Source organism: Methylopila sp. Yamaguchi (assembly GCF_002897035.1).
GTDB lineage: Bacteria > Pseudomonadota > Alphaproteobacteria > Rhizobiales > Methylopilaceae > Methylopila.
In genome coordinates, this window is sequence record NZ_BAUX01000020.1 from 1 (window position 1) to 15,084 (window position 15,084).

Annotated in this window: 16 protein-coding genes; 13 read left to right on the top strand and 3 right to left on the bottom strand. The window is 69.9% G+C overall.

From position 1 onward, the window contains the following. Positions 1 to 458 precede the first annotated feature (458 nt). Both METY_RS18425 and METY_RS18430 read right to left on the bottom strand, forming a co-directional pair. Positions 459 to 1,475, bottom strand: coding sequence for an LLM class flavin-dependent oxidoreductase (locus METY_RS18425; RefSeq protein ID WP_103122926.1), 1,017 nt, complete (start codon positions 1,473 to 1,475; stop codon positions 459 to 461). A gap of 117 nt (positions 1,476 to 1,592) precedes the next feature. After that, positions 1,593 to 2,207: an FMN-dependent NADH-azoreductase gene (locus METY_RS18430; RefSeq protein ID WP_103122850.1), complete on the bottom strand. Its 615-nt coding sequence runs from the start codon at positions 2,205 to 2,207 to the stop codon at positions 1,593 to 1,595. Positions 2,208 to 2,282: 75 nt separating this feature from the next. Between METY_RS18430 and METY_RS18435 the strand changes: the two genes are divergently transcribed. The 3 genes from METY_RS18435 to METY_RS18445 are packed head-to-tail and all read left to right on the top strand — an operon-like array spanning position 2,283 to position 4,625. Continuing rightward, complete coding sequence (locus METY_RS18435) at positions 2,283 to 2,687, top strand: winged helix-turn-helix transcriptional regulator (RefSeq protein WP_103122851.1); 405 nt, start codon at positions 2,283 to 2,285, stop codon at positions 2,685 to 2,687. Then, complete coding sequence (locus METY_RS18440) at positions 2,684 to 3,268, top strand: 2'-5' RNA ligase family protein (RefSeq protein WP_103122852.1); 585 nt, start codon at positions 2,684 to 2,686, stop codon at positions 3,266 to 3,268. Before METY_RS18435 ends, METY_RS18440 begins: the two co-directional genes overlap by 4 nt. A 55-nt stretch (positions 3,269 to 3,323) precedes the next feature. Beyond that, on the top strand, positions 3,324 to 4,625 hold the full coding sequence (locus tag METY_RS18445) for a cation:proton antiporter (protein WP_103122853.1): 1,302 nt from the start codon (positions 3,324 to 3,326) through the stop codon (positions 4,623 to 4,625). 25 nt (positions 4,626 to 4,650) lie between these two features. On the opposite strand, the gene METY_RS18450 is transcribed toward METY_RS18445, so the two are convergent. Beyond that, positions 4,651 to 5,010 (bottom strand): hypothetical protein, encoded by a 360-nt coding sequence (locus METY_RS18450; RefSeq protein ID WP_103122854.1) that lies wholly within the window; start codon positions 5,008 to 5,010, stop codon positions 4,651 to 4,653. 204 nt (positions 5,011 to 5,214) lie between these two features. Between METY_RS18450 and METY_RS18455 the strand changes: the two genes are divergently transcribed. The 10 genes from METY_RS18455 (at position 5,215) to METY_RS18500 (ending at position 15,071) form a co-directional block, all read left to right on the top strand. Then, entirely contained in the window at positions 5,215 to 6,291 is a 1,077-nt protein-coding gene (locus tag METY_RS18455; protein WP_103122855.1) for an LLM class flavin-dependent oxidoreductase, read from the top strand. Continuing rightward, positions 6,288 to 7,172: an ABC transporter permease subunit gene (locus tag METY_RS18460; protein ID WP_200819735.1), complete on the top strand. Its 885-nt coding sequence runs from the start codon at positions 6,288 to 6,290 to the stop codon at positions 7,170 to 7,172. The genes METY_RS18455 and METY_RS18460 overlap by 4 nt, the downstream gene beginning before the upstream one ends. Further along, a complete protein-coding gene (locus METY_RS18465; RefSeq protein ID WP_103122856.1) occupies positions 7,169 to 7,909 on the top strand; it encodes an ABC transporter ATP-binding protein in 741 nt (246 codons plus the stop codon). Before METY_RS18460 ends, METY_RS18465 begins: the two co-directional genes overlap by 4 nt. Positions 7,910 to 7,919: 10 nt before the next feature. Beyond that, complete coding sequence (locus METY_RS18470; RefSeq protein WP_103122857.1) at positions 7,920 to 8,924, top strand: ABC transporter substrate-binding protein; 1,005 nt, start codon at positions 7,920 to 7,922, stop codon at positions 8,922 to 8,924. 210 nt (positions 8,925 to 9,134) lie between these two features. Next, complete coding sequence (locus tag METY_RS18475; protein ID WP_103122858.1) at positions 9,135 to 10,259, top strand: iron-containing alcohol dehydrogenase; 1,125 nt, start codon at positions 9,135 to 9,137, stop codon at positions 10,257 to 10,259. A gap of 109 nt (positions 10,260 to 10,368) precedes the next feature. Beyond that, a complete protein-coding gene (locus METY_RS18480; RefSeq protein WP_103122859.1) occupies positions 10,369 to 11,331 on the top strand; it encodes a pirin family protein in 963 nt (320 codons plus the stop codon). A gap of 84 nt (positions 11,332 to 11,415) precedes the next feature. Further along, positions 11,416 to 12,405 carry a siderophore ABC transporter substrate-binding protein gene (locus METY_RS18485; protein ID WP_103122860.1) on the top strand — a complete coding sequence of 330 codons (990 nt, stop codon included), beginning with the start codon at positions 11,416 to 11,418 and terminating at the stop codon, positions 12,403 to 12,405. Continuing rightward, positions 12,402 to 13,376, top strand: a complete 975-nt coding sequence (locus METY_RS18490; RefSeq protein WP_103122861.1) for an ABC transporter permease — start codon at positions 12,402 to 12,404, stop codon at positions 13,374 to 13,376. The genes METY_RS18485 and METY_RS18490 overlap by 4 nt, the downstream gene beginning before the upstream one ends. After that, the gene (locus tag METY_RS18495) at positions 13,369 to 14,319 is read left to right on the top strand and encodes an iron chelate uptake ABC transporter family permease subunit (RefSeq protein ID WP_103122862.1); all 951 of its coding nucleotides are present in this window, start codon (positions 13,369 to 13,371) and stop codon (positions 14,317 to 14,319) included. Before METY_RS18490 ends, METY_RS18495 begins: the two co-directional genes overlap by 8 nt. Beyond that, on the top strand, positions 14,316 to 15,071 hold the full coding sequence (locus METY_RS18500; protein WP_103122863.1) for an iron ABC transporter ATP-binding protein: 756 nt from the start codon (positions 14,316 to 14,318) through the stop codon (positions 15,069 to 15,071). The genes METY_RS18495 and METY_RS18500 overlap by 4 nt, the downstream gene beginning before the upstream one ends. The last annotated feature ends 13 nt before the right edge of the window (positions 15,072 to 15,084 follow it).

The following is a 15,084-nucleotide window of genomic DNA, read 5'->3' on the forward strand; positions in this document are numbered from 1 at the left end:
GGGGCGCAGCGCGCGGTCGCATGGGGCGCTATCGATCGGAGCGGAGGGCGCCGGGCGCAGGCGGTGGCCCGCGACGAGACGCTTCGTCGAACGCGTTGGAACGATCTCCATCGCGTCCTTCCAACCAAGGCTCCGTCCTCAACCGCGCTATTAAACACGCGTTTAATATGGCCCATGAGACGGTCGATGTGCAGCTCAAAAGCTGGGCGCCGCTATTGGACCGAGTGGGCTGAATTCCGCAGGAGGCGCCCGTGCGGAAGGCGCCGACTGCGCGCGAAGCGCCCAGCTCGTCCGGGGGTGAAAACGGGCGCCAGGGCACCGATCCCGGGCTTCTACTTGGGTCGGGCCTGCTCGACGACGGCGTCGCCGTTGGGATCTCCGCAGACAGTTAAGAGAGGTCGAGGTCAACAGGGCGGCTCACGGCGCAGCGAATGACCATCGCCGCGCGGTTGATCGGTTCAGCGCCAGCCCAAGGCGGGGGCGACGTGCTTCAGAATGGCCTCGATCACATGGGCGTTGTAGGCGACGCCCAGCTGGTTCGGGACGGTCAGCAGCAGCGTGTCGGCCTCCTGGATCGCCTCATCCGCCTTCAACGCCGCCGCCAGCTTGTCGGGTTCGGCCGCGTAGGACCTGCCGAAGATCGCCCGCATGTCGTCGATCACCCCGATCTGGTCGTCGCCGTCCCCGCGACCGAAGTACGCCCGGTCCTGGTCGTTCACGAGGGCGAAGATCGAACGGGAGACCGAGACGCGCGGGGTCCGCGCGTGGCCCGCCTCTTTCCAGGCGTCGCGATAGATCCGGATCTGCTTGGCCTGCTGCACGTGGAAGGGCTCGCCGCTTTCGTCCTTCTTCAGGGTCGAGCTTTGCAGGTTCATCCCCTGTTGCGCGGCCCAGACGGCCGTGTCGTTGGAGGCCGACCCCCACCAGATGCGGTCGCGCAAGCCGGGGGAGTGCGGCTCGATGCGCAGCAGCCAGGGCGGGTTCGGGAACATCGGGCGCGGGTTGGGCTGAGCGAAGCCTTCGCCCTTCAGCACGTTCAGGAAGACCTCGGCGTGACGGCGACCCATGTCGGCGTCGCTTTCGCCGTCGGCCGGCGCATAGCCGAAGTGTCGCCAACCCTCGATGACCTGCTCGGGCGAGCCGCGGCTGATCCCGAGCTGCAGCCGGCCCCCGGCGATGAGGTCCGCCGCGCCCGCGTCCTCGGCCATATAGAGCGGGTTCTCGTAGCGCATGTCGATGACGCCGGTGCCGATCTCGATGCGGCTCGTCTTCGCGCCGACGGCCGCCAGCAGCGGAAACGGCGAGGCCAACTGCCGCGCGAAGTGATGCACCCGGAAATAGGCCCCATCCGCGCCAAGCTCCTCAGCCGCTACGGCGAGGTCGATCGACTGGAGCAGGGTGTCGCCCGCCGAGCGGGTCTGCGAGTGCGCGGAGGGCGACCAATGGCCGAACGACAGGAACCCGATCTTCTTCATGACGTCCACTCTACATGTGCTGTCGGCCGCCACCTGTGCGGGCAGGGCGGCCGATCGTGCGTTACCAAGGCATACGCCGGCGCAAGCGTGAGGTCGCCGGCGCTGCGCGAACCGACGTCACGCCGCTTTCAGCCGCGCCGCGTCCTGAAGCGCCGCGTCGAGCGCCTTCTCCCGCAAGCCGGGTCCGGCCATGACGCCCTCGGCTATGACAAACTCGACCTGCGGGACGCCAATGAACGCGAACACAGACTTGAGATAGGTCTCGACATGCTCGAACGCCGCCATGGGCGTGTCGGCGCCATAAAAGCCTCCGCGGGAGACCGCGACGATCACCCGCTTGTCGCCCGCAAGTCCGACGACGCGTCCGTTCTCGCCGTACTTGAAGGTCCGGCCTGCTACGAGCAGCCGGTCGATCCACGCCTTGAGCTGGCTTGGGATCGTGAAGTTGTACATCGGCGCGCCGATCACCACGACATCGGCTTCCAGGAACTCGTCGAGCGCCCGAGCGGCCTCGGCGTTCTCGGCCCTCGTGTCGGCGGAGACGTCCGCGTCCGGGGCCGCGGCCGCCAGATGCTCGCCCGAGAGATGCGCCAGCGGCGCGGCCGCCAGATCGCGCCGGACGATCTCGACGCCGGGCGTCTCGGCTTCGAACCGCTGGACGATCGCCGCAGACACAGCGCGACTGACGGAATGGGCGCCGAGAATGCTGGCGTCGACATGGAGCAGTTTCATTGTGATCCTCGGTATTGGTTTGTAACCGAGGCTCAATAAGTTACTCTTGGACGCTGATCGCAAGGAGGCACATTCTTGGAACGCAGGCACACCGATGATCCCATCCCCGGCTACGCGGGCGCGGAGTCCCACGAGTGCCTGATGGTGAACTCGGTGCTGGCGCGGGTCGGCGACAAGTGGACCGTGCTGGTCGTCATGTTCCTCGCAGACGGCTCCAAACGCTTCAACGAGCTCAAACGGCTGATCGGAGGCGTGTCCCAGCGGATGCTGACTCTGACGCTGCGCGGTCTCGAGCGGGACGGGCTGGTGACGCGGACTGTGACCCCGAGCATTCCGCCGCGGGTCGATTACGAACTCACCGATCTCGGCCGCTCCCTGCAGGCGCACGCGGTCGCGCTTGCTCGTTGGGCGCACGAGAACGGACCGGCGATCGAGAGCGCCCGCGCCGCCTTCGATGACGAGCGCAGAGAGGCGTCGTGACTGGGAGCGACGCGCCGGCCAAGCCTTGGAACCCGCCGCCGCTCATCCTGACGCTCCGCCTCGATCAGGCGCGGCAAGTCAGGTTCGACGCGTTGCGCCAGGAGCATTTTCCTCCGGAGCGCAATTACCTGTCGTCGCACGTCACCCTGTTCCACCATCTCCCGGGCGCAGATGTGTTGGAGATCATTCGACGGTTGCGCGCAGTCGTCGACGGGCGCCCGCCGCCCCTGGTGACGGTGCAGTCCGTGGCCTCGCTCGGCCGCGGCGTCGCCTTTCGGCTGTCGTCCCCGGAGACGCTCGAGATCAGGCGCGCGCTCGCCGCGGAGTGGCGGCCGCACCTGACGCCCCAGGACCGCAACTTCGGCGGGCTGCATGTGACGGTCCAGAACAAGGTCGCTCCAGAAGCCGCCCACGCTCTGCTGGCGCGCCTGCGAAGTTCATTCGCGCCCGACGATTTTCACGCTCCCGGTCTCGACCTGTGGCGGTACCTCGGCGGACCTTGGGAGCACGTCGAGGCGTTCGATTTCGCGCCGCGGCAGGGAGCCGGGGTCGGCTTCTCGGCCGGCGCGGGCGGGAACTGAGCGGCGCCGCGCGAAAGACGCCGGATCAATCCGGCGGCGCGGCTCTTTCAGGGTCATGACCATCCCCCAGGCCTTGCTCCCCGACCCCTACATCCTCGCGCTCACCGGGGCGGGGCTCCTGATTGCCCTGGTCGTCTGGCTTCCGACGGCGCTGCGGAGGGTCCCGCTGTCGTTGCCGATCATCTGCATCGCGCTTGGCGCGGCTCTGTTCGCGCTTCCGGGGATCTCGCTCGAGCCGCTGCCGACCCTCCACCCCGAGCTGACCGAGCGCCTCTCGGAGCTCGTGGTCGTCATCGCCCTGATGGGCGCGGGATTGAAGATCGACCGGGTGTTCGGCGTCCGGCGATGGTCCGTAGCTCTGCGCCTGATCGTCGTGACGATGCCGCTTAGCATCGTGGCCATCACCGCGATCGGCGGTTGGTGGATCGGGATGTCATGGACCGTGGCGCTGCTGTTCGGCGCCGCGCTCGCCCCGACAGATCCCGTGCTGGCGGCGGACGTTCAGGTCGGACCGCCGAAGTCGCACGATGAGGACGACGTGCGGTTCGGGCTGACGGCCGAGGCCGGATTGAACGACGGCTTCGCCTTTCCCTTCGTTCATCTGGCGATCGCGCTCGCCGCGTCGGCCGCGACAGGAAAGCCCTGGGTCGCCGAATGGATCGCCGTCAACGTGATCTGGGAGATCGCCGCCGGGGTCACGGCGGGCTACGTCATCGGCCGGGCGTTCGGGTGGCTGACATTCCATGTGCCGGCGAAGTCCAAGCTGGCGGAGAGCGGCGACGGGCTGATCGCGCTGTCCGCGGCCTTGGTGTCCTACGGCCTGACCGAGATCATCCACTGCTACGGCTTCCTCGCGGTTTTCGTGACGGCGCTCACCTTCCGGCATGCGCACCGCGACCACGAGCTTCACGTCGGGATGCACGAGGTCGCGGAGCAGATCGAACGTCTCATGATGATGGCGCTGCTCCTGCTTTTCGGCGGCGCTCTCGTTAGCGGCCTGCTGGCCCCGCTCGGCTGGGTCGACGTCGCCGCCGCGGTGGTTATTCTGGTCGTGGTCCGGCCGCTCGCCGGGCTGATCGGATTGATCGGGCACAAAGCGGACTGGCGGGAGCGGCTGACGCTCGCGTTCTTCGGCATCCGCGGCGTGGGTTCGATCTATTACATCGCCTACGGCCTCAACCACATGCCCGCTCAAGAAGGCGAACGTCTCTGGGCGATCGTCGGTCTGGTGATCCTGCTCTCGATCCTCATGCATGGGCTGACCGTCACGCCGATCATGCGCAGGCTCGACCGGAGCCAGGGTCGAGATCCCGATCAGGACGAGCCGCAGCCTGCGGCCGTCCAGAACGCGCCCTGACGCGCGGCGCTCTTGTCGACTTCCGTCACCTCGGCTCGTCGGCGTCCTGGGCGTCATACCATGTGGCGTAGGGGGTGTTCCGGGCGAGCTTCCGGTTCAGATCAGGCGCGCCGTCCGTCCACCACGCAGGTCCGCGCTCCCCGAGCGCGACCTTCGCGGCGTGAACCCGGTCGCGGGCGGCCTTCAGCGCTTCAGCGTCGGCGCGCGCGGTCCGGACGGCGCTGCGGGCCGACATCAGCTCGGACACGAGTCGACGCCGCTCGTCGTCCGACAGAGCGGGATTGCTGAGCCTCCACAGGCGTCCCCTCACCACAAAATAGCGGCCGTCAGGGGTGACGGGATGCCGTCGCGCAAGCGCCTCCGAGGACGAGCCGGCTTCAGCCATCGCCTGAACTGCTCCGTTGGGTCGGGCGCGCTAAGCGCCGAGCGCCCTTGAGGGCGAGCTCGGAACATAGCGCTGACAGCGTCAAGGCCAGCCGTGACGCCGCCCGCCTGAGTGGGCCTTTGTAGTACATAGAATTTATAGATTGTATTGACTTATTCGTTGAAGTTTCGGAGGAATGCGCCGGACGCCGCGAAGGGCTTGGAGATGGCGCAGATCGAATTCGGCGTGTGGGCGCCCGTGCACGGACCGCGCGCTGCCGCCCATGATCCGCAGGAGGCCTACGACGCCTCGTGGGAGCACAACCGCGCCACGGTGATCGAGGCCGAAACGCTCGGTTACGACTCCGTGCTCGTCGCCCAGCACACCGCCAATCCTCATGTGCCCAGCCATGATCAGCTCGAGGCCTGGACGGCGTCCGCCGGTCTCGCGGCGCTGACGCACCGCATCGAAATCATCGCGGCGATCAAGCCGGCGCTCTACCACCCGGTCGTGCTCGCCAAGATGGCGCTGCAGATCGAGGAGATCAGCCGCGGCCGCTTCGCCCTCAACCTGATCAACGCCTGGAACCGCGCCGAATTCGACAGGGCCGGCATCCCCTTCCTCGACCACGATCTGCGCTACGCCTATGGCCGCGAGTGGCTCTCGATCGTGAAGCGGCTGCTGCGCGGAGAGACCGTCACGCACCGGGGCGAGCACTTCGCCATCGATGGCTACGTGCTGGCGCCGGCGGGTAAATTCCGAGAGCGGCCGCGGATTTATCTCGGGGGCGAGTCCGAGCCCGCGCGGGAGCTTGCGACCGAGCACAGCGACGTCTGGTTCATCAACGGCCAGCCGCTCGGGGCGGTCGAGGGGCTGATCGCCGACCTCAGGGCCCGGCCGCGCCTGGGAAGCCCGCTGCGCTTCGGCCTGGCGGCCTTCGTGATCGCCCGCGAGACCGAGGCCGAGGCCCAGGCCGAACACCGCAGGCTCGCGACGCTCGCCGAGCGCGACAAGGCCGACCGGGCGATCCAGAAGGCCAACACCGACCCGAAGGTGGTGATGTTCCAGACGATCGCGAAGAACCCTTCCGTCGGCACGAACGGCGGCACGGCGGCCGGCCTCGTCGGCAGCTACGACCAGGTCGCCGAACGCATCGCGGCGTTCCACGCCGCCGGCGTCGAGGTCTTCATGCTGCAGTTCCAGCCTTTCCGCGCCGAGATGCGGCGCTTCGCCGAAGAGATCTTTCCGCGTCTCGGCCGGTCGCCGGCGACGGTCGCCGCGAGCCTGAGGGACGCTCGATGAGCCTCGCCGATCCGCGCGTCGGCAGCGGCTACGCGCTCGCGCCCGAGCCCAGCCTGCGGGCGCCGTCCGCCCGGCCGTCCGCGCGCGCCGCCGCCGCCGGCGCGGCCGCGAGACAGCGCTGGCTGCTCGCGCTGTCCTGGGCGGCGCCCGTCGTCGTGCTCATCGTCTGGGAAGCCCTGTGCCGCGGCGGCTACGTCGCGCCGCATGTGCTGCCGGCGCCGAGCAAGGTGGTGCAGACGGCGATCAAGCTCGCCTCCACAGGAAGCCTGTTCTCCGACCTCGGCGTAAGCCTCCTCAGAGCGGCGACCGGCTTCGCCGTCGGCGGCTTGATCGGCTTCTCGCTCGGCGTCACGGTCGGCTTCTCGCGCCTCGCGGAAGCCGCGATCGACCGCAGCGTCCAGATGATCCGCGCGGTGCCGTTCCTGGCGGCTCTGCCGCTCACGATCATCTGGTTCGGCGTCGGCGAGGCGCAGAAGATCTTCCTCGTGTCGCTCGGCGTCGTCTTCCCGATTTACATCAACACGATCCTCGGGATCCGGCAGGTCGACCCGAAGCTGCTCGAACTCGCACGCGTGCAGGGCCTGTCGGGATGGACCACCATCCGGCGCATCATCCTGCCGGGCGCGCTGCCCTCGATCCTGACGGGCGTCCGCTACGCCCTCGCTGTCGCCTGGCTTGCGCTCGTCGTCGCCGAGACCGTCGGCGCACAGGCGGGCCTCGGATTCCTCGCCATGGACGCTCGCGAGTTCCTGCGCACGGACGTCATCGTGCTAACCATCCTGATCTACGCGCTGATCGGCGCCGGATCAGATTCGATCGCGCGCCTGCTGGAGCGGCGGCTGCTTGCCTGGCACCCGAACTATGCAAAGGGCGCCCGATGAGCCCGGTCGCCGCGGCTCCGGCTGTCGTCGTCCGCCGCCTCGTCCGGCGCTACGGCGAGCGCACCGTCATCGACGGCCTCGACCTGACCATCCAGCGCGGCGAGTTCGTCGCCCTGCTCGGCGAAAGCGGCTGCGGCAAGACCACCCTGCTGCGCGCGCTCGCCGGCCTCGACCCGATCGACGGCGGGTCGGTCAACGCGCCGGGGCGGCCAGCCGTCGTGTTCCAGGAGCATCGCCTGCTGCCTTGGGACAGCCTCTGGCGAAACGTGTCTCTGGGGCAGCCGGAGGACGGGGCGCGCGAGCGCGCCGCCGCCGCTTTGGCGGAGGTCGGCCTTGGCGACCGGCTGGACGACTGGCCGCGCAACCTCTCCGGCGGCCAGGCGCAGCGCGTCGCGCTCGCCCGCGCGCTGGTGCAGGAGCCCGAGCTGCTGCTCCTCGACGAGCCTTTCGCCGCGCTCGACGCGCTGACGCGTCTTCGGATGCACCAGCTCGTCAAGGAGCTCATCGCCCGACATCGGCCGGGCGTGCTGCTCGTCACCCATGACGTCGACGAGGCGCTCGCGCTGGCCGACCGCATCCTGCTCATGCGGGACGGGGCGATCGCTCACGAAATCCGGCTCTCGGACGAGGTCTCGCTCCAGGCCGCCCGCGCGGACCTGTTGGCCCAACTCGGCGTCGTTCCGGCGGATCGCCGCGCGAGCTCTCCCGCGTCCTCCCTCTCTCAAACGCCCGCTTAAGGCTCAACCCATGTCGTTCTTCCGCACCCCTTCGCGCCGCTCGTTCCTCGCGGGTTCGACGCTCGCCGCCGGCGCACTGTCCGGCGCCTTCTCGCTCGGGGGCGCCGCCCCTGCGTCCGCGCGCAACACCGACAAGGTTCGGCTGACCTTCGGACCGTCCGGGGGCCTCACGCTGATCGCCAAGGAGCGCGGCGCGTTCGAGAAGGCGCTCAATGACCAGGGCCTCAAGGTCGAGTGGGTCGGTCCGTTCCCGAACCACGCGCCGACCCTGCAGGCGGTGACGGGCGGCAGCGCCGACTTCAGCTTCGGCGGCAGCACGACACCGGCCTTCGCAGCGATCAGCGCCGGCTCGCCGCTCGTCTTCACCCAGTTCCTCGTCTACCGCCCGCGCACGACCTCGATCATCGCCCGGCAGGGCTCGGGGATCGAGAAGGTCCAGGACCTCGTCGGCAGGTCGGTGGCGGTGAATCGCTCCGGGCTGGGCGAGTTCCTGTTGGTCGCGGCGCTGGAAAAGTACGGCGTTGACCGCTCCAAGGTGAACTTCGTCTACCTCAACCCGCCGGACGCGGCGCCCGCGCTCGCCTCCGGCAAGGTCGACGCCTGGTCCATGTGGAGCCCCGGCGTCGACATCGCCCGCGCCGAGTACAAGGCGCACGACATCTTCGTCGAGGAGCGAGATCTCGACTTCCAGATCGACTTCACGACCTGGCTGACCTCGCGCACCTTCGCGACCGAAAACGCCGACATCGTGCGGTTGGTGAACGCCGGCTTCGCCCGCGAGGCGGAGTGGGCGAGCGCAAACCCGCAGGAGGCCGAGAAGATCGCTCAAGGCACGCCGCCCCGCTACTCCGACGCCGTCCGCGACCTCTTCCTCGAGCGCAAGCGACGCTACGAGATCTATCCCGTCACAGACGAGGCCTTCGTCGCCCAGTTGCAGAAGGCCGCGGACTGGCTGGTCGAGCGCAAGGTCCTGCCGGAGAAGGTGACGGTGACGGACCTGCTCGCGAAGGTCTGAGGCGGACCTCGTCCCGGCCTCGGTTGATCCGAGGTCGGCCGGCGCTGCCCGAGATTTCGGGTGCGCGCGCCGCCTACACGTCACGGATCGACGGCCTCATAGGCGTGCGGAGGGCCTACCGGCCGGCGTGCGATGCGTCTTCGGAGGTTGTCAATCGCTCCGACCTGGGCGATTGCCTTGGGCTGCGATCAAAAGCCCGGGGAATGAACAATGCCTCCGATCACCTATCTGACGACGATCGACTTCGAGATCGGCGCCGTCGCTCGGCTTGGCGAGGCGATCCAGGGCCTCAAGATTTCCCGCCCCTTGATCGTTTCGGACCGAGGCCTGAAGGCGGCGGGGATCGTCGACCGCATCGCGGCGCTCTGCCCGGCGGGATCGCCGGTGTTTCTCGACGTCCCGACCAACCCGACCGAATCCGCGGCGCTCGCCGCTCTCGAGGTCTACAAAGCGGAGGGCTGCGACGGCTTGGTGGCGGCCGGCGGCGGGTCGCCGATCGACCTCGCGAAGGCGGTCGCCCTGCTCGCGACCCACGACGGTCCGCTGGAGACCTACGCCGCAATCCTCGGCGGCATTCCGAAGATCGCCGCAGTCGCGCCGCTGATCGCAGTGCCGACCACGGCGGGCACCGGCTCGGAGGTCGGCCGCGCGGCCTTGATCAGTCTCGACGACGGCCGAAAGCTGGGCTTCATCAGCCCGCACCTCATCCCGAAGCTCGCGATCTGCGACCCCGAGCTGACGCTTGGCCTGCCGGCGTGGCTGACCGCCGCGACCGCGCTGGACGGGCTGTCGCACTGCATCGAGACCTTGCTCTCGCCCCGCTTCAATCCGCCGGCCGAGGCGATCGCGCTCGACGGCGCCGGGCGCATCTGGCGGCACATCGAGCGGGCCTGCGCCGACGGGAGCGACATCGAGGCGCGTTCCGAACTGATGATGGGCGCGCTCGAGGGCGGCCTGACCTTCCAGAAGGGCCTCGGCGCGGTCCACGCGCTCAGCCATGCGCTCGGCGGCCTGAAGACGACGTCGCTGCACCACGGCACCCTGAACGCGATCCTGATGCCGCCGGTGCTGCGGTTCAGCGCCGGCCATGTCGGCGACAAGATCGAGCGCCTCAAGGCGGCGATGGGCCTCCCGCCGGAGGCCGATCTTGCGGACGAGCTTGACGCCCTCAACCGGCGCCTCGGCGTGCCGGCGGGCCTGGGTACGCTCGGCGTCACCGCGGACGTGCTGCCTTGGGTGGTCGAGCGCGCGCTCGCCGACCACAGCCACGCGACCGCGCCGCGCCAGCCGACCGCCGAGGAGTACCGGGCGCTGCTGGACGACCGCATGGGGTGAGGCCGCCAGTGCGCGGCCGTCACGCGATTGCCGAGGCGTCGAAACCGGGCTTCAATCGCGGCGCGGCGACGCGCTCCTCGGCGCGGATCTCGGCGGAGGAAGAGACGACATGACTTGGAGCCCCTGTCCCGATCCCATGATCGGCGACCGCCCGTCGACCGACGCGATCGAGACCTTGATCGTGCCGCGAGCGGTCGATCTGGGCGAGATGGTGGTGCGCCGCGCGCTGCCCTCGACCAAGCGCCAGATGGTCGGACCCTTCATCTTCTTCGATCAGATGGGGCCGGCGGAGTTTCTGACCGACCAGGGCATCGACGTCCGGCCGCACCCGCACATCAACCTCGCGACCCTGACCTACCTGTTCGAAGGCGAGATTCTCCACCGCGACAGCCTCGGCACCGAGATCGCCATCCAGCCCGGCGCCGTGAATTGGATGCGGGCGGGCCGCGGCATCGTGCACTCCGAGCGCACCAGCGAAACCCGCAAGCGAACGGGCCAGAAACTCTTCGGCATCCAGTCCTGGATGGCGCTTCCCACCGCGATCGAGGAGGCGGATCCCGCCTTCATGCACCACGGCGCGGCGGCCCTGCCGGTGATCGACGTGGAGGGCGTCCAGGCGCGGCTCATCGCGGGCGCCGCCTTCGGCGAGATCTCTCCGCTCGCCGTCGCGTCGCCGACGCTCTACGCCGACGTTCGCCTCGCGGCGGGGCGGCGCCTGCCGATCGACGCGACCTACGAGGAGCGCGCGCTCTACACCATCGCCGGCGAGATCGAGATCGCAGGCGACGCCTTCGCGCCGGGCCAGCTCCTCGTTCTGCGCCCCGGCGACCCAATTACGATCCACGCCCGCTCCGACGCGCGGTTCATGCTGTTCGGCGGCGAGCCGATGGAGGGCCCGCGCTACATCTGGTGGAACTTCGTTTCCTCGCGACTTGAGCGGATCGAGCTCGCCAAAGAGGAGTGGGCGAAAGGCCGCTTCGACACGGTGCCGGGGGACGAGCACGAGTTCATCCCGCTGCCGCCGTCTTTGAACGCGCCGCAGCGCGCCACCGGCGGCGCGGAGCGCGTCTGACGGCGTTTTTTACGGGTTTCTCCCGGCTGACTCGTTCTTCCATCGGTGGCGCATGCCCGGCGCTGCGTTGACGGGAGACGAACGATGGCGGAACAGGCGACGGGTCGCGGCGGCGATGCGACCGCGCGGAGGGGTGCCGGCGTCGGCCGCGTGCGGGCCGCGACGTGTTTCCTCGGGAGCTGGCGCATCCTTCCCCTGATCGCCGCGCTCGCCTGCGCCGTCGGCCCGGCCTCCGCCGTCGAGATCATGACCGCGTCTGGTCCGGTCGACGTCGCGACGCCCCTGAAGCGCGTCGCGGTCTACGACCTGTCGGCGCTCGACACGCTGGACAGGCTCGGCGTCGTCCCCGCCGGGGTGCCGGAGAAGCTCTACGCGCCCGCGCTCGAGCCGATCGCCGCCAAGGCGGCGCATGTCGGCACCCTGTTCGAACCGGACCTCGAGGCGCTCAGCGCGTTGAAGCCAGACCTGGTCATCGTCGGCGGCCGCTCGTCCCCGCGGGCCGAGGCGACGCGCAAGGTGGCGCCCACCATCGACATGACCATGACCGGCGGCGATCTCGTAGGCGAAGCCAAAGCGCGGCTCGCGGCCTACGGGACGCTGTTCGGCCGCGAGACGGAGGCCGCGGCGGCGAAGGCGGAGCTGGAGGCCGCGGAGCAGGCCGCCCGCGCGGCGGCGCAAGGCAAGGGGACCGGTCTCATCCTGATGACGACCGGGCCAAAGATTTCGGTGTTCGGCCCGGGCACGCGTTTCGGCTGGGTTCACGAGGCGCTGGGCCTGCCGGCCGCCATCAAGCAGGTCAAGGCCGGCTTCCATGGCGAGGCCGCGTCGTTCGAGCTGATCGCACAGGCGAACCCGGACTGGCTCATCGTCGTGGATCGTGCCGTCGCGATCGGCGCGCCCGGCGCGACCGCGCGGGCGACGCTGGACAATGAGCTCGTCGCGGGCACGACCGCCTGGAAGAAGGGGCAGGTGATCTACCTCCCGCCAGCCGATTTCTACGTCGCCGGCGGCGGGGTGCAGGCGTTGACCCGGACGTTCAAGGCCATGACCGCCGCATTCGACGCGGCGAAATGAGGGCTGTCCGCCGCGCGTCGCCGGCGGGCCTCGCGGGCGTCGCGCTGCTGCTGGCGCTCGCCTCCGCCAGCCTGTTCGTCGGCGCGGGGCATCTCAGCCTCGCGCGCCTCACGCAGGATCCTGCGGCCTGGACGCTGTTCGCCGCGAGCCGGCTGCCCCGGACTCTGGCCGCGATCCTCGCCGGCGCGGGCCTCGCCGTCGCGGGTCTCGTGATGCAGACGCTCGCCCGCAACCGCTTCGTCGAGCCGATGACCGCCGGCGGCGGACAGAGCGCGGCGCTCGGCGTTCTCGCGGTCACGCTGCTCTGGCCGGCCGCCTCGCTGCCCGTGAAGATGGCGGCGGCGAGCGCGGCGGCGCTGGCGGCGTCCTCGCTGTTCGTCGCGGTCGCCCAGAGGCTGCCGCCCACCCAGCCGCTGCTCGTGCCTCTTTTCGGGCTCGCTTACGGCGCCGTGCTCGGCTCCGCACTGACCTTCCTGGCCTGGCGCACCGACCTCCTGCAGTATGTTGAGATCTGGATCAACGGCGACTTCTCCGGGGTGCTGCGGGGGCGGTACGAGTTGCTGTGGCTCGCCGCCGCGGCGACGGCCCTCGCCTGGTGGGCGGCGGACCGGCTGACCGTGTTGTCGCTCGGGCGGGACGCGAGCGTCGGCCTCGGGCTCGACTACGCGGCGATGATGCGGCTCGGCCTCGTTATCGTCTCGGTGGTCTCCGCTATCACCGTCACCACGGTCGGCATGATCCCGTTCGTCGGCCTCGTCGCGCCGAACCTGGTCACGCGCCTCGTCGGCGATCACCTTCGGCGCGCGACGCCGTGGGCGGCGCTCGCGGGCGCAAGCCTCACGCTCGGCTGCGACGTGCTGGGACGGCTGCTGCGCCACCCCTACGAAGCGCCGGTCGGCACGGTCCTCGGCGTCGTGGGAGCGGCGGCATTCCTTTGGCTGCTCTTCGGTCCGCGGCCAGCCCGTGCTTAAGCGCGAACGCGTCGTGCTCGCCAGCCTCGCCGGGCTCGCGCTGGTCGCGACGGCGGCGTTCCTCGGCCTCAACCTGCGCGGCGACCTCGCCTTCGCGCTTGAGCTTCGGGGCGTGCGGCTGCTGGCGCTGGTCCTCGTGGCCGTCGCCGTCGCCGCCTCGACCGTGACGTTCCAGACGGTGACGGCGAACCGCATCCTGACGCCCGCGATCATGGGGCTCGACGCGCTCTACGCCTTCGGCCAGACCGCGCTGGTGTTCGGGCTCGGCGCCTACGGCTTCGCGTCGCTCGACCCGCGCCTCAAGTTCGCGGGGGAATCGACCCTGATGCTCGTCATGGCGCTCGCGCTGTTCCTGCCGCTGCTCCGCGCCCGCATGGACGTCACGCTGATGCTGCTCAGCGGCGTCGTGCTCGGCGTGCTGTTCCGCAGTCTCTCGGCGCTGCTGATCCGCCTTGTCGATCCAACGGCCTTCGCCGCCATCCAGGGCGCGAGCTTCGCGAGCTTCAACGCGGTTCGCAGCGACCTGCTCGCGATCGCCGGCGTCGTCACAATCCTCGCCGTCGCCGCGATCTGGCGGGCGCGCCACGCGCTCGACGTCCTGGCGCTGGGGGCGGACCCCGCCACAGGGCTCGGCCTCGACTGGCGGCGCTCGGCGGTCGGGCTGCTCGCGCTGACCGCCCTTCTCGTCGCCGTCTCCACCGCGCTGGTGGGTCCGGTCGTGTTCCTCGGCCTGTTCGTGGTGGCGGTGGCCGAGCGCCTGGTCGACACGCGTCGCCACGCCGTGCTCCTGCCTGCGGCGGCGCTGGTGGGCGTCGTCATTCTCGTCGGAGGACAGGCTCTGCTGCAACACGGCCTCGGCGGGGAGGGCGCGCTGGGCATCGTGGTCGAATTCCTCGGCGGCGTCGTCTTCCTCGCCCTGCTGATCTCGGAGGCTCGGCGATGATCCGGATCGAGAACGTCTCGCTGACGCGCGGCGGCGCGCGCATCCTGGACGACGTCAGCCTGACCCTGCCGAAGGGCGGCCTGACGGCGCTGATCGGCCCGAACGGCGCGGGCAAGTCGTCGCTGCTCTCGCTGATCGCCCGGCTGCAGCCGCTCCAAACCGGGCGCATCTCGGTCGACGGCCTACCCGTGGACGGGACCCCGGGGCGGGCGCTCGCGAAGACGCTCGCCGTCCTGCGCCAGGATCCTGGCGTCGCGAGCCGGTTGCGCGTCCGCGAACTGGTGGGCTTCGGCCGCTTCCCGCACAGCCGCGGGCGGCTGACGCCTGAGGACGAGGCGGTGGTGGCGGCCACGCTCGACCAGTTCGACCTGACGCCGCTCGAGGAGCGCTTCGTCGAGACGCTGTCCGGCGGCCAGCGCCAGCGGGCGCTGATCGCCATGACGGTGGCCCAGGCGACCGATTACCTGCTGCTGGACGAGCCTCTCAACAATCTCGACATGCGCTACGCCCGCGACCTGATGCGACGCCTGCGCGCCTTGGCCGACGCCGGCCGCACGATCGTCGCGGTGCTCCATGACGTGAACCAGGCCGCGGCCTACGCCGACCGCATCGTCGCCCTGCGGGACGGGCGGCAGGTGGCGATGGGAGCGCCCGCGGAGATCATGACGCCGGAAATCCTGGACGCCGTCTTCGGCTACCGCATGCGCGTCGTGGACCTCGAGGGGCGGCCGATGGCGCTGCACCATCTGTGACGCCGAAAACGAT